Source organism: Lentzea aerocolonigenes, assembly GCF_000955955.1.
Lineage (GTDB): Bacteria > Actinomycetota > Actinomycetes > Mycobacteriales > Pseudonocardiaceae > Lentzea > Lentzea aerocolonigenes_A.
Genome location: NZ_JYJG01000275.1, coordinates 1 through 12,552, shown reverse-complemented (window position 1 = coordinate 12,552; position 12,552 = coordinate 1). Strand labels below are relative to the sequence as shown.

The following is a 12,552-nucleotide window of genomic DNA, read 5'->3' as shown; positions in this document are numbered from 1 at the left end:
CCCCTTGGAATCAGCCGTCTAGAGGGCGTCAGGCGTGGATCCGGACGGAGTTCGCCCGTCCGAGTGACCCCACGGTTGGCCGGGCAGGACGGCGCGAGGCACAGTCGCGCCCGAAAAAGGAGGGCGCGCGGGCGGCGGGGCTGGGTAGCGTCGCGGGCCATGCGTGATCTTGCCGCTTTGCCCAAGGCTCACCTGCACGTGCACCTGGAGAGCACGGTCCGCGCGGACACCGTCGCCGAGCTCGCGGAGCACCACGGGGTCGAGGTGCCGGCGCACGACGGGGCGTACAGCGGGTTCGGGCAGTTCGCGGCGCACAACGGGGCCGTGCGGGACTGCCTGCGGCGAGCCGAGGACTTCAGCCGGATCGCGTACGAGTTCTGCGCCGAGGAAGCAGCGCAGGGGACCCGGTACGCCGAGGTCACGTTCACCGCGGCTGCGCACGGGGAACGGCTTCGGGATCCGGACATGCCGCTCGAGGCGGTGTTGGCCGGGCTCGCCGCAGGACAGGCCGCCCACGGCATCGAGTGCCGTGTGATCGTGGACCACCCCAGGAAACGGCCGGTCGCGAGGTTTCAGGAGTCGCTTCGGCTCGCGGTCGCGCACCCGGAGGTCGTGGCGATCGGGATGGCGGGCGCGGAGGAGTTTCCGCTCACGCCGTTCGCCGCCGTGTTCCGGGACGCGCGGGAGGCCGGGATCGGGCTCGTGCACCACGCCGGGGAGTGCTGCGGGGCGCCGAGTGTCGCCGAGGCCGTGACCGTGGGGCTCGCTGACCGGATCGGGCACGGGTTCCGGGCGCTCGACGATCCGGAGGTCGTCGCGCTGCTCAGAGACCGCGCCGTGCCGCTGGAGGTGTGTCCCTCGTCCAACGTCGTGCTGGGACTGGTCGAATCCGTCTCCTCTCATCCGTTGCCACGACTCATGCGGGCCGGGCTGACCGTCACGCTCAGCACCGACATCCCGGCCTCGACCGGCACCACGCTGACCGGCGAGTACCAGCTGCTGCGCGACGAGCTCGGCTTCGACGACGACACGATCGCCGCCATCGCGACCAGCGCCGTCGACGCCTCCTTCGCGCCGCGGGACACGAAGGCGTTGCTGCGTCAGGACATCGCCACCTGGCGCGCCGGCTCGTAACACGCCAGGCCGTGCCGGGCCGCCAGCAGCGCCACCAGGTCCAGCACCTGCTGCCGGCCCGGCCACACCACGTGCACGATCACCGCGTCCGAACCGACCGTCAGCGCCTCGTTCCACGACACCGGCGACGACGGATCAGGGGAGGTCTGGCGCAACTCGCGCACGAACGCCGCCACCTGCGGGTCGAACGCGCCCAGCGGCGAGGACCGCAGCTCGGCGTAGCGGGCCGCCGCCTCCGCCGACGACGCCGGGCCAGGAGCCCGCCACAGCACCACATCCACCGGCACGTCCATCACGCCACCTTCCCGAACAACGCACCCAACCGCGGAACCCGCGCCGAGATCTCCGCCGGATCCGCGAAGTCCCACCGCTCGCCCTCAGGCTCCGGCGACACCAGCACCTGCAAGCCGCGCGAGGCCAGAACGGCCTCCAGATCACCGTCGAACGCCTCGGCCGCCACGTAGTCGAGGCCCTCCCACGCCGGCCAGTCGTCATCGGCCCACGCGTGCACGCCACCACGCGAGGCCAAGAACTGGACGTGCGGCAGATCAGCCAACGCGTCCGGCGACGCCGCGACCGACTCGAACACCGCCCGGCCCTGGCCGGCCAGCCACGCCTGGAAGTAGAAGAACCCGTCGTCCGAGCACAGGCCGCCGCAGATCACGTCCGCCGCCTGCCAGTGCGTCCACGTGTCCACCCGGCGCCGCACCTCGTCCAGGCGCAGCGCGAACTCCACAGCTCGCTCCGACGAAGAGGAGGGCGTTGTGGAGGCCGATGCCGCTACCGGGGACAGCCGAGCCGACGAGGACAGCGCACCCGGCACCACGGCGTCCTCCGGCGAGGAAGCCGAAGAAGGGACCGTCGCCGGGGACAACGGCATCGGTGGTCCTGCAACCTCCGAAGAGGACAGCCGAGCCGACGAGAAAGCCGGAGAGGAAGCCGCTTCCGGGGACAGCCGCATCGGCAGCTCGACGCCCTCCGAAGACGACAGCGGAGCCGACGAGAAGGCCGGAGAAGGAGCCGCCGCTGAGGACAGCCGCATCGGCAACTCGGCGTCCTCCGAAGAGGACAGCGGAGCCGACAGAGCGGCCACCAGCCACTCCAGCCGCCGGTCCTGGCCGGAGGTCTCGGAAGCCGACCTCTCGACCAGGGCCCAGAACGCGTTCAGGTCCATGACGAGCACGCTAGCGAGGGGGTCTGACAATTTTCGGCGGCCGTGAATCGTGCCTGGTCACGCCGCCTCCTCCAGCCCCTGCGACAGCTCCCACAGCCGCGGCAGCCGCACCGCCGCCTCCAACGGCGAGTCCAGATCCCACACCGCGCCCGTGAACGGGCCCGCGTCCGTCACCCGGACGCACCCCAGCACCTTCAACGCGTTCTCCAGCGACCGACCGGTCGCCTCGAAGAACGCGTCGTGCGACACCCGGCCCAGCCCGGCCCACAACGGCCACGCGCTGTCCGGCCACGAGTCCGCGCCCACCGCCAGCAACGTCCGCACCGCCGGCACGTCGGCCAGCGCGTCCGGCACCGCCGCGACCTCGCGCAGCACCGACCGGCCCAGCCCCACCACCCACGACTGGAACGCGAAGAATTGCTCCGCGGAACACAACCCGTCGCACAACACATAAGCCGCGTGCCAGTGTGAGAACGTGTTTACCCGACCACGTGACGCGCTTGACAACGTCTCGAAACCGAGAATGTCGGCAGGGGGCAGCGCCGCTAGTCGCGACGTCAGCCACAGGCGGCGTTCATGCTGGTCAGAGGTAGCGGTAGCGGAGCTTTCGACCAGGTCCCAGAAGACATCGAGGTCCATGAACGCAACGCTATCGGAGGGGTCTGACAATTTTCGGAGGCCGCCGATCGGAGCATCACTTCGCTATCGGTGAACAGGCGAACAAACACCCATACAATCGAGCGCGCACACCGAAACCCACAACGAACGCCGACCACCGGCAGCACCGGAACCCCGCGCGGGCAGGGCGCGTGGGGGTTATTGGCGCGAAGGATCCAGCCAGGTCTGACTATCCTTGAGCCCAAATGGACACCCCGCTCGCTGAACTGCACAAACGCCTGCCCGAGCTCATGCCGCGTGATCAACGCCGGCTCGCCAGGCGCCTCGACGGCGTACGCCGGGTCAAGGACCCGCTCGCGCGCAAGAAGATCACCGAGGAGATCGCCGCCCTGATCGACGAGGCGGCGCTCAAGGTCGCGCTGCGCAGGGAGTCCGTCCCCAAGATCACATACCCGCAGGAACTGCCGGTCAGCCAGCACAAGGACGACATCAAAGAGCTGATCGCGCACAACCAGGTCGTGATCGTCGCCGGCGAGACCGGCTCCGGCAAGACCACCCAGCTGCCCAAGATCTGCCTCGAGCTCGGCCGCGGCATCACCGGCCAGATCGGCCACACCCAGCCGAGAAGGATCGCCGCGCGCACCGTCGCCGAACGCGTCGCGGAAGAGCTGAACAGCAAGCTCGGCGACACCGTCGGCTACAAGGTCCGCTTCACCGACCAGTCCGGCGACGACACCCTCGTCAAGCTCATGACCGACGGCATCCTGCTCGCCGAGATCCAGACCGACAGGACCCTCAGCAAATACGACACGATCATCATCGACGAGGCCCACGAACGCAGCCTCAACGTCGACTTCCTGCTCGGCTACCTCAAGCAGCTCCTGCCGCAGCGCCCCGACCTCAAGATCGTGATCACCTCCGCCACGATCGACCCGCAACGCTTCAGCGCCCACTTCGGCAACGCCCCGATCATCGAGGTCTCCGGCCGCACCTACCCCGTCGAGACCCGCTACCGGCCGCTCGACGAAGAGGACGACCAGACCCAGGGCATCATCAACGCCGTCCACGAACTGCAGGCCGAAGGTCCCGGCGACGTCCTCGTGTTCCTGTCCGGCGAACGCGAGATCCGCGACACCGCCGACGCACTCAAAGCCGAAGACCTCCGCAACACCGAGATCCTTCCGCTCTACGCACGCCTGTCCGTGGGCGAACAGCACCGGGTGTTCCAAAAGCACGCGGGCAGAAGGATCGTGCTCGCGACCAACGTCGCCGAGACCAGCCTCACCGTGCCGGGCATCAAGTACGTCATCGACCCCGGCAACGCCCGCATCTCCCGCTACAGCCACCGCCTCAAGGTCCAGCGCCTCCCGATCGAACCCATCAGCCAGGCGTCCGCGAACCAGCGCAAGGGCCGCTGCGGCCGCGTCAGCGAAGGCATCTGCATCCGCCTGTACTCCGAGGACGACTTCGAGGCACGGCCGGAGTTCACCGACGCGGAGATCCTGCGCACCAACCTCGCCAGCGTCATCCTGCAGATGACCAACATCGGCCTCGGCGACGTCGCGAAGTTCCCCTTCATCGACCCGCCGGACAGCCGCAACATCAACGACGGCATCGGCCTGCTGCAGGAGCTCGGCGCCATCAACGCCGCCGAGAAGAAGCTCACCGCGACCGGCCGCAAGCTCGCCGCGCTGCCGGTCGACCCGCGCCTGGGCCGCATGGTGCTCGAAGCCGACACCGCAGGCTGCCTCAAAGAGGTCATGATCATCGCCGCGGCGCTGTCCATTCAGGACCCGCGCGAACGGCCCGCCGACCAGCAGGAGGCCGCCACCCAGCAGCACGCGAGGTTCGTGGACTCCGAATCCGACTTCGTCACGTTCCTCAACCTCTGGGAGTACCTCAAGGAGCAGCAGAAGGAACTGTCCGGCAACCAGTTCCGCAAGCGGTGCAAGGCCGAGTTCCTCAACTACCTGCGCGTGCGCGAGTGGCAGGACATCTACCTGCAGCTGCGCCAGGTCGCCAAGCAGATCGGCATGCAACTCAACGAGGTGCCCGGCGACCCCCGCAACATCCACATCGCCCTGCTGTCCGGTCTGCTCAGCCACATCGGCGTCAAGGACATCCTCAAAAAGCAGGCACCAGGCGAGAAACGCCGCCCGCTCACGGAGTTCCTGGGCGCCCGCAACGCCAAGTTCGCGATCTTCCCCGGCTCCGCGCTCGCCAAGAAACCACCGCAGTGGGTGATGGCGGCCGAGCTCGTCGAGACCAGCCGCCTGTGGGGCCGGATCGTCGCCAAGATCGAACCCGAGTGGGCTGAACGCCTCGGCGAGCACGTGATCAAGCGGCAGTACTCCGAACCCCATTGGGAGACCAAGCGCGGCTCGGTGGTGGCGTTGGAGAAGGTCACGCTCTACGGCGTGCCGATCGTCGCCGGCCGCAAGGTCAACTACGGCAGCATCGACCCCGGACTGAGTCGTGAGCTGTTCATCCGCCACGCCCTGGTGCAGGGGGAGTGGACCACCCACCACCGGTTCTTCCACACCAACCGCGCCCTGCTCGAAGAAGTCGAGGAACTCGAGAACCGGGCGCGCCGCCGCGACATCGTCGTCGACGAGGAGACGCTCTACGAGTTCTACGACCAGCGCGTCGCCCCGGAGGTCGTCTCCGCCCGGCACTTCGACTCCTGGTGGAAGAAGCAGAAGAACAAGAACCTGCTCACCTTCTCCAAGGACATGCTGGTCAACGACCGCGCCGACGTCAGTCCCGACGCCTACCCCGACCAGTGGCGCCAGGGCGAGCTCACGCTGCCGCTGAGCTACCACTTCGAACCCGGCACCAAGAACGACGGCATCACCGTCCAGCTGCCGCTCCCGGCACTGACCACTTTGGACGCACTGACCACTTTGGACGACGACGCCTTCTCCTGGCAGATCCCCGGCCTGCGCCACGAGCTCGTCGTCGCGTTGATCCGCTCGCTGCCCAAGCAGATCCGCCGCAACTTCGTGCCCGTCCCCGACGTCGCCACCGCCGTCCTCGCCCGCATCAAGCCCGAGGACACCAGTCTCCTGCACGGCATCGAACGTGAGCTCAAAGCGCTGACCGGCGTCACCGTGCACCGCGAGGACTGGCAGTTCGACGCCGTCCCCGACCACCTGAAGCTCACCTTCCAGGTCGTCGACGAGCAGAACCGCACCCTCGCCGAGGGCAAGGACATCGCCGCGCTCAAGGAGAAGCTGCGCGACGAGGTCCGCGAATCACTCAGCCAGGCCGCCGGGCACCTCGAACGGACCGGGCTCACCACCTGGGACTTCGACTCGCTGCCGCGCACCATCGAGCAACGCCAGTCCGGCATCACGGTGACGGCGTATCCGTCGCTGGTGGACCAGAGCTCGGCCGTCGCGATCAAGGTCCTCGACACCCCGGGACGTCAGGCGTATGCGCACCGACGCGGCGTACGCCGGCTTCTGCTGATGGGCATCAACTCACCCGTCAAGCACCTGCAGCGCCACCTCGACAACGCCGCCAAGCTCGCGCTCACCCGCAACCCGCACGGCGGCGTCGCGCAACTGCTGGCCGACTGCATCATGGCCGCCGTCGACCGGCTCATGGGCGAACCCGCCTGGGACGCGAAGTCCTACGCCGCGCAGCTGAAGAAGGTCCAGGCGGCGTTGAACGACACCACCTGGGTCGTCGTGCAGGAAGTGCGCAAGGTGCTGGAGGCCGCGCACGAGGCCGAGCTGAAGCTGTCCGGGCTCAAGGGCGCGCCGGACTCGGCAGCCGACATCCGCGCACACCTGAATTCGCTGGTGTACAAGGGATTCGTCACCCACACCGGCTACGACCGGCTGCCGGATCTGGTGAGGTACCTGAAGGGGATCTCCCGGCGGATCGAGAAGCTGCCCGAGAACCCGCGCCGCGACCTCGACTGGACCGACAAGGTGCACCAGGTCCACGCCGAGTACCGGGAACTCCGTGCCCAGACGCCGGCCGACGAACCCGCGCCCGAACTCGACGAGATCCGGTGGATGATCGAGGAACTGCGGCTGTCGTACTTCGCCCAGACCATCCCGACCCGGTACACGGTCAGCGACAAGCGCATCTACAAGGCATTGGACGCCGTGCCCTTGTAACGACGGCTACCGTGGAGCATGAACCTCTCCGGGGATTCCACCTGGGTGATCTCGACCAACGACATCGGCGACTTCGCCCTGTACACGAGAGACGCGCTCGGCATCAGCACCCCGACCGCCGACTCGATACCGCGCCTGACCCCACCGGTCCCACGCCTGACCGGAGCGCTGATCCCGCCTGAGCTCGTCCAGGACTGGGACCGCTGGTGGCGCGACTGCACCGAGACCGGCTTCGGCCGCGACCCGGTCGGCCTTCCGGAAGGGCTGCGGCAGGCCTACACGCGGTGGAGCGGGCTGCGGCCGGCGGAAGCCGGACGCAGCTCCGCGAGGACGTTCTCGAGCCTGCTGCACGAAGTGGTCACCGAGCTCGAACTGGAGCTGGGCCACCGGCCCGCCTTCAAGCTCGAGGTGATCCAGATCCCCGTCGAAGGACTGTTCTGGCGCCGCCTCACCCGCGACAGGGTGCTCGTGTCGGAGGAACTGATGGGCTCTCGCAACATCATCGCGCCCCTGGAGTCAGTCCTGCGCGACCTCGCCCAGTAGCGCCTCACCCGTCCGGTACAGCTCCACCAGCAACGGCCGCAACAACGAACCGCGCGCCGTCACCGCGTAGGACGTTCGTACCGGGAAACCGCGGGAGCGGGTGCACGACACCAAACCCTGCGCCACCAACGAGTCCAGGCGCTCGGTCAGCACCTTCGCGCTCAACGACGGCAGCGAGGCGCGCAACGACGAGAACGACTGCGGGCCGTGCAGCAGGTTCCGCAGCACCAGCGTCGCCCAGCGGCCGGACACAGCCGCCAGAGCGACCTCGACCGGGCAGTCCTCGGCCGGACGGTCCCAGGTCACCGTTTGGTGACCCACTTCAGCGAACGCAACGCTGGCCACATGAGCATCCACCCCGTCAGTGTGGCCCACGCGTTCGCCGCAGCGTTCAACGCCAAGGACGCCGACGCCGTCGACGCCGTCTACGAACCGCACGGCCTGTTCGTGCCGGAGCCCGGCCGAACCGTCACCACCACCGAACGACAAGCCGCCAACCAGCGGTTTCTCGACCTCGGACTGCCGATCAGCGTCCACCCGAGGCACGTCTACGAACACGACGGCATCGCGCTGCTCATCGTCGACTGGACCATCGGCGACGTGACAGGCACCGCCACCGACGTCGCACGCAGAGGCGCGGACGGCCGGTGGCGGTACGTGATCGACAACCCCTTCGGCGTCAGCTAGACCCCTGGAGGCTCCATCGCGCCGGTCATGATCGCCACCGCGTCCGACATCGACACCGACTTCGGATCCACCACGGCCTTGCGGCGACCGAGGCGCTGGATGTGGATGCGATCCGCCACCTCGAACACGTGCGGCATGTTGTGGCTGATCAGGATCACCGGCAGCCCCTTCTCCCGCACCTGCAGGATCAGGTCCAGCACGGCACGCGACTCCCGCACGCCCAGCGCGGCAGTCGGTTCGTCCATGATCACGACCCGGCTGCCGAACGCCGCCGCCCGCGCCACCGCCACGGCCTGACGCTGACCACCGGACAACGTCTCCACCGCCTGGCCCGGATTCTGGATCGTCATGATCCCCAGCGCGTCGAGCTGACGACGCGCCTCGTCCCGCATCCCGGCGCGATCCAGCATCCGGAACACCGAACCCAGCACACCAGGACGACGCCGCTCACGCCCGAGGAACAGGTTCGCCGCGATGTCCAGCGACGGCGACACCGCCAACGACTGGTGCACCGTCTCGATGCCCGCACGCCGCGCGTCCAACGGCGACGAGAACGACACCTCGGCACCATCGACGAAGATCGAGCCCTCGTCCGGGATCACCGCCCCGGACAGGGCCTTGATCAGCGACGACTTGCCCGCACCGTTGTCCCCGATCACCGCCAGGATCTCACCCGGCAGCAACTCCAGGTCCGCTCCGGCGAGAGCGGTGACCTTGCCGTAGCGCTTCACCAGACCGGTGGCCTGCAGGACGGGGGTCATGCCTTCACCTTCCTGATCCACTGGTCCAGCGACACCGCCACGATGATCAGCACACCCACCGCCATCGTCTGCCACAGCACGTCCACACCCGCGAGAGCCAGCCCGTTGCGGAACACCCCGACGATCAAGGCACCCAGCAACGATCCCACCACCGCGCCACGGCCACCGAACAACGACGTCCCGCCGATCACGACCGCCGTGATCGAGTCCAGGTTGTCGGTCTGCCCGGCCTGCGGCGACGCCGACGCGATCCGGCCGATCAACGTCCACGCCGCCACCGCGTAGATCAGCCCCGCCGTCGCGTACACCGACAGCAGCACCCGCGCCGTGCGGATACCGGACAGGCGCGACGCCTCCAGGTCGTCACCCGTGGAGTAGACGTGCCGGCCCCACGCGGTGTTCTTCAGCACGAACGCCATCGCCGCCACCAGCAGCACCAGCATGATCGAGCCGTAGGTGATCCTCGTGCCGCCGACGGTGAACGTCTGCCCCGTGAACAACAGCAACGACGGCATATCCGTGCCGCGGATCGTCGCACTGTGCGAGTACCAGAGGTTCAACGCGAAGAACACGTTCAACGTCCCCAGCGTCACGATGAACGGCGGCAACTTCAACCGCGTCACCAGGAACCCGTTGAGCAGCCCGCACAGCGTGCCCACCAAGAACCCCAGCAGCAGCGCCGGCAACCCCGGCAGGCCGGTCTCGGCCGCGACCTTCGCCATCACGATCGACGTCAGCACCATGATCGCCCCGCACGACAGGTCGATCCCCGCCGTCAGGATCACGATCGTCTGCCCCACGGCCAAGGTGCCGACCACGGCGACCTGCTGCAGGATCAGCGAGATGTTGCCCGGAGTCAGGAACCGCTCCGACAACAGCGCGAACACGATCACCGACGCCAGCAGCACCACCGCGGGGCCGATCGTGGCCTGCGCGTGCAACAGGTGCTGCACCCGCGTCAGCAGGGACTGATCCCGCTCCTCCACGACTGCGGTCATCTTCTCAGCCCCAGCAGTTCTGCAGGCCGAACGCCGAGTCCTTCGACTCCACGCCCGCGGCCGGCTGATCGGTGATCAACGTGACCCCGGTGTCGGTGTCCGACGGCTTCGAGCCGTCCTTGGCGAACTTCGCCACCGCCTCCACACCGAGCTGCGCCATCTTCAACGGGTACTGCTGCGACGTCGCCCCGATGACCCCGGCCTTCACGTTGTTCACGCCGGGACAGCCGCCGTCGACCGACACGATCACGACGTCCTTCTCCTTGCCCGCCGCCTTCAACGCCTCGTACGCACCGGCGGCCGCGGGCTCGTTGATCGTGTAGACCAGGTTGACGCCCGGATCCTTCTGCAGCAGGTTCTCCATCGCCGTGCGCCCACCGGACGGATCACCGTTGGTCACGTCGTGACCCACGATCCGCGGATCCGACTCGTCGCCGATCCGGTTCTTGTCCTTCACGTCCACACCGAAGCCCTGCAGGAACCCCTGGTCGCGCTGCACGTCCACCGACACCTGGTTCGGGTTCAGGTCCAGCAACGCGATCTTCGCCTGCTTGCCCGTCGACGCGAACTTCGCCTTCGCCCACGCCCCGATCAGCAACCCCGCCTTGAAGTTGTCCGTCGCGAACGTCGCATCGGCGGCCGAAGCGGGTTCCAGCTGCGTGTCCAGCGCGATCACCAGCAGACCCGCCGCCCGCGCCTTGTCCACCGACGGCACGATCGCCTTCGAGTCCGACGGCGTGATCAGGATGCCCTTCGCACCAGAGGCGATCAGGTTCTCGATCGCGTCCACCTGCGTCTGGTTGTCACCGTCCTGCTTGCCCGCGAACGACTGCACCGTCGCACCCGACGACGACGCCGCCTGCTGCGCGCCCTCCTTCATCTTCACGAAGAACGGGTTCGTGTCCGTCTTCGTCACCAGCCCGACCAGAGTGCCGCCGCCCGACGAACCGCCGTTCCCGCACGCCGCCGCGACCAGCGCCAGCACCGCCGCCGCCGTCAGCCCGAACGCTCTGCGCGACATGACTCCTCCTACGTCAACGTTGACGTAACCGACCGGGCAAACACCGGTCACGGTTACGGGTAAAGAGGGGATTCCATTACGTCATCGTTGACGCTAGCTTTCCCGGAGAAGGCGCCACAACTGGCCGTTACACAAGCGTTACCCGGGGTGGGTGGACATGGATCAAGCAGGCGAAAGACGCGAACCCACGATGCGCGACGTCGCCGCGCTCGCGAAGGTCAGCACCAAGACCGTCTCCCGCGTCATCAACGACCTGCCCGGCGCCGGGCCCGAAGTCGTCGAACGCGTGCGCGCCGCCGCCCGCAGCCTCGGCTACCGGCCCAACCTCACCGCCAGCAGCCTGCGCCGCTCCGACCGCCGCAGCGCCACCATCGGCGTGCTGTTCGAGGACCTCTCCAACCCGTTCGACTCCGCCCTGCTGCGCGCCGTCGAGGACCGCGCCCGCCACAACGGCGTCCTCGTCCTCGCCGGCAGCAGCGAGGACGACCGCACACTGCAGAGCGAACTGCTCGTGTCCCTCTCGGCGCGCCGTGTCGACGGCGTCGTCGTCATGGCCGCCGGCGGCCACCAGGACGCGTTGCAGCAGGAACGCGAACGCGGCACCCCGATGGTGCTCGTCGACCGGCCGCCCACCTTCGGCGGCACCGACTGCGTCACCACCACCAACCGCGACAGCTCCCGCGACGCCGTCCTGCAACTCGCCTCACTCGGCCACCGCGACATCGCGTTCCTCGGCGACCGCCGCACGTTGTGGACCAGCCAGGAGCGCTACACCGGCTACCTCGAAGGCCTCGCCCAGGCCGGACTCACCCTGCGCGACGAACTCGTCCGCACCGGCCTGCACGGCGCGGACCTCGCCGAAACCGCGGCCACCGAACTCCTGGACCTCGAACGCCCGCCGACCGCGCTGTTCACCGCGCAGAACCTCGTCACCGTCGGCGCCATGAGAGTCCTGCGCGCCCGCGGCCTGCACCACCACACGGCGCTCATCGGGTTCGACGACTTCCCGCTCGCCGACATGCTCGAACCCGGCATCACCGTCGTGCGCCAGGACGTCCCCGGCATCGGCCGCAAAGCCGCCGAGCTCGTCTTCGCCCGCATCGACGGCGACACCTCGCCACCCGTGCACGCCGTCGTCCCCGCCGCCCTCGTCCAGCGAGGCTCCGGCGAGATCAGGCCGTCAACGGACTGACAGCACCGCGTCGATCACCTGCGGACCCGAGCACAGCGCCTCGTCGTTGTGGTCGGCTCCCGAGATCTCGATCAACCGCGCATGACCGGCCGTGGCGACCTCACGGCTCTGCGCCGCGGGCACGACCGAGTCCTTGGTCCCGAGGATGACCGTGATGGGAACATCCACAGAGGACACCCGGTCGAGCACCGGGTACTTGTCCCGCAACAACATCTTCACCGGCAGCCACGGGTAGTGGTGCGACCCCACCGCCGCGAGTGACGCGAACGGCGACCGCAGCACCAGCCCGAGAGG

The 12,552-nt window shown here is 68.4% G+C and carries 12 protein-coding genes and 1 pseudogene; 5 read left to right on the top strand and 8 right to left on the bottom strand.

Annotated elements, in window-relative coordinates:
• Positions 1-159: 159 nt before the first annotated feature.
• Entirely contained in the window at positions 160-1,134 is a 975-nt protein-coding gene (gene add / locus UK23_RS31810; protein ID WP_045315395.1) for an adenosine deaminase, read from the top strand.
• Here add and UK23_RS31805 read toward each other — a convergent pair.
• The 3 genes from UK23_RS31805 to UK23_RS31795 are packed head-to-tail and all read right to left on the bottom strand — an operon-like array spanning position 1,101 to position 2,947.
• Positions 1,101-1,427: a hypothetical protein gene (locus tag UK23_RS31805; protein WP_045315394.1), complete on the bottom strand. Its 327-nt coding sequence runs from the start codon at positions 1,425-1,427 to the stop codon at positions 1,101-1,103. The genes add and UK23_RS31805 overlap by 34 nt on opposite strands.
• Positions 1,427-2,308: a DUF4240 domain-containing protein gene (locus UK23_RS49110; protein WP_052685241.1), complete on the bottom strand. Its 882-nt coding sequence runs from the start codon at positions 2,306-2,308 to the stop codon at positions 1,427-1,429. Before UK23_RS49110 ends, UK23_RS31805 begins: the two co-directional genes overlap by 1 nt.
• Positions 2,309-2,365: 57 nt before the next feature.
• Positions 2,366-2,947, bottom strand: coding sequence for a DUF4240 domain-containing protein (locus UK23_RS31795; protein WP_045315393.1), 582 nt, complete (start codon positions 2,945-2,947; stop codon positions 2,366-2,368).
• Between the two features lie 224 nt (positions 2,948-3,171).
• Between UK23_RS31795 and hrpA the strand changes: the two genes are divergently transcribed.
• Both hrpA and UK23_RS31785 read left to right on the top strand, forming a co-directional pair.
• A complete protein-coding gene (gene hrpA / locus UK23_RS31790) occupies positions 3,172-7,056 on the top strand; it encodes an ATP-dependent RNA helicase HrpA (RefSeq protein ID WP_082115129.1) in 3,885 nt (1,294 codons plus the stop codon).
• Between the two features lie 18 nt (positions 7,057-7,074).
• The gene (locus UK23_RS31785; RefSeq protein ID WP_045315392.1) at positions 7,075-7,599 is read left to right on the top strand and encodes a hypothetical protein; all 525 of its coding nucleotides are present in this window, start codon (positions 7,075-7,077) and stop codon (positions 7,597-7,599) included.
• Here UK23_RS31785 and UK23_RS31780 read toward each other — a convergent pair.
• A complete protein-coding gene (locus tag UK23_RS31780) occupies positions 7,573-7,905 on the bottom strand; it encodes a winged helix-turn-helix transcriptional regulator (protein WP_231114772.1) in 333 nt (110 codons plus the stop codon). The genes UK23_RS31785 and UK23_RS31780 overlap by 27 nt on opposite strands.
• A 39-nt stretch (positions 7,906-7,944) precedes the next feature.
• On the opposite strand from UK23_RS31780, the gene UK23_RS31775 reads away from it, so the two are divergent.
• Positions 7,945-8,286 (top strand): DUF4440 domain-containing protein, encoded by a 342-nt coding sequence (locus UK23_RS31775; protein ID WP_045315391.1) that lies wholly within the window; start codon positions 7,945-7,947, stop codon positions 8,284-8,286.
• Here the strand turns inward: UK23_RS31775 and UK23_RS31770 are convergent.
• Genes UK23_RS31770 through UK23_RS31760 form a run of 3 tightly spaced genes read right to left on the bottom strand, consistent with a single transcriptional unit; the run spans position 8,283 to position 11,066 of the window.
• A complete protein-coding gene (locus tag UK23_RS31770) occupies positions 8,283-9,047 on the bottom strand; it encodes an ATP-binding cassette domain-containing protein (protein ID WP_045315390.1) in 765 nt (254 codons plus the stop codon). The genes UK23_RS31775 and UK23_RS31770 overlap by 4 nt on opposite strands.
• The gene (locus UK23_RS31765) at positions 9,044-10,045 is read right to left on the bottom strand and encodes an ABC transporter permease (RefSeq protein ID WP_045315389.1); all 1,002 of its coding nucleotides are present in this window, start codon (positions 10,043-10,045) and stop codon (positions 9,044-9,046) included. Before UK23_RS31765 ends, UK23_RS31770 begins: the two co-directional genes overlap by 4 nt.
• Before the next feature lie 4 nt (positions 10,046-10,049).
• Positions 10,050-11,066, bottom strand: a complete 1,017-nt coding sequence (locus tag UK23_RS31760; protein ID WP_045315388.1) for a sugar ABC transporter substrate-binding protein — start codon at positions 11,064-11,066, stop codon at positions 10,050-10,052.
• 157 nt (positions 11,067-11,223) lie between these two features.
• On the opposite strand from UK23_RS31760, the gene UK23_RS31755 reads away from it, so the two are divergent.
• Positions 11,224-12,258 (top strand): LacI family DNA-binding transcriptional regulator, encoded by a 1,035-nt coding sequence (locus UK23_RS31755; RefSeq protein ID WP_045315387.1) that lies wholly within the window; start codon positions 11,224-11,226, stop codon positions 12,256-12,258.
• On the opposite strand, the pseudogene UK23_RS53045 reads toward UK23_RS31755, so the two are convergent.
• A pseudogene (locus UK23_RS53045) lies at positions 12,247-12,552 on the bottom strand (alpha/beta fold hydrolase); the annotation flags it as partial. The gene UK23_RS31755 and the pseudogene UK23_RS53045 sit on opposite strands and share 12 nt — an antisense overlap.

What these genes read in the sequence shown, in the direction of transcription:
- UK23_RS49110 (WP_052685241.1), bottom strand. Translation starts at nt 2,308, where the DNA reads ATGGACCTGAACGCGTTCTGGGCCCTGGTCGAGAGGTCGGCTTCCGAG.
- UK23_RS31755 (WP_045315387.1), top strand. Translation starts at nt 11,224, where the DNA reads ATGGATCAAGCAGGCGAAAGACGCGAACCCACGATGCGCGACGTCGCC.
- UK23_RS31765 (WP_045315389.1), bottom strand. Translation starts at nt 10,045, where the DNA reads ATGACCGCAGTCGTGGAGGAGCGGGATCAGTCCCTGCTGACGCGGGTG.
- UK23_RS31770 (WP_045315390.1), bottom strand. Translation starts at nt 9,047, where the DNA reads ATGACCCCCGTCCTGCAGGCCACCGGTCTGGTGAAGCGCTACGGCAAG.
- UK23_RS31805 (WP_045315394.1), bottom strand. Translation starts at nt 1,427, where the DNA reads ATGGACGTGCCGGTGGATGTGGTGCTGTGGCGGGCTCCTGGCCCGGCG.
- hrpA (WP_082115129.1), top strand. Translation starts at nt 3,172, where the DNA reads ATGGACACCCCGCTCGCTGAACTGCACAAACGCCTGCCCGAGCTCATG.
- UK23_RS31760 (WP_045315388.1), bottom strand. Translation starts at nt 11,066, where the DNA reads ATGTCGCGCAGAGCGTTCGGGCTGACGGCGGCGGCGGTGCTGGCGCTG.
- UK23_RS31775 (WP_045315391.1), top strand. Translation starts at nt 7,945, where the DNA reads ATGAGCATCCACCCCGTCAGTGTGGCCCACGCGTTCGCCGCAGCGTTC.
- UK23_RS31795 (WP_045315393.1), bottom strand. Translation starts at nt 2,947, where the DNA reads ATGGACCTCGATGTCTTCTGGGACCTGGTCGAAAGCTCCGCTACCGCT.
- UK23_RS31785 (WP_045315392.1), top strand. Translation starts at nt 7,075, where the DNA reads ATGAACCTCTCCGGGGATTCCACCTGGGTGATCTCGACCAACGACATC.
- add (WP_045315395.1), top strand. Translation starts at nt 160, where the DNA reads ATGCGTGATCTTGCCGCTTTGCCCAAGGCTCACCTGCACGTGCACCTG.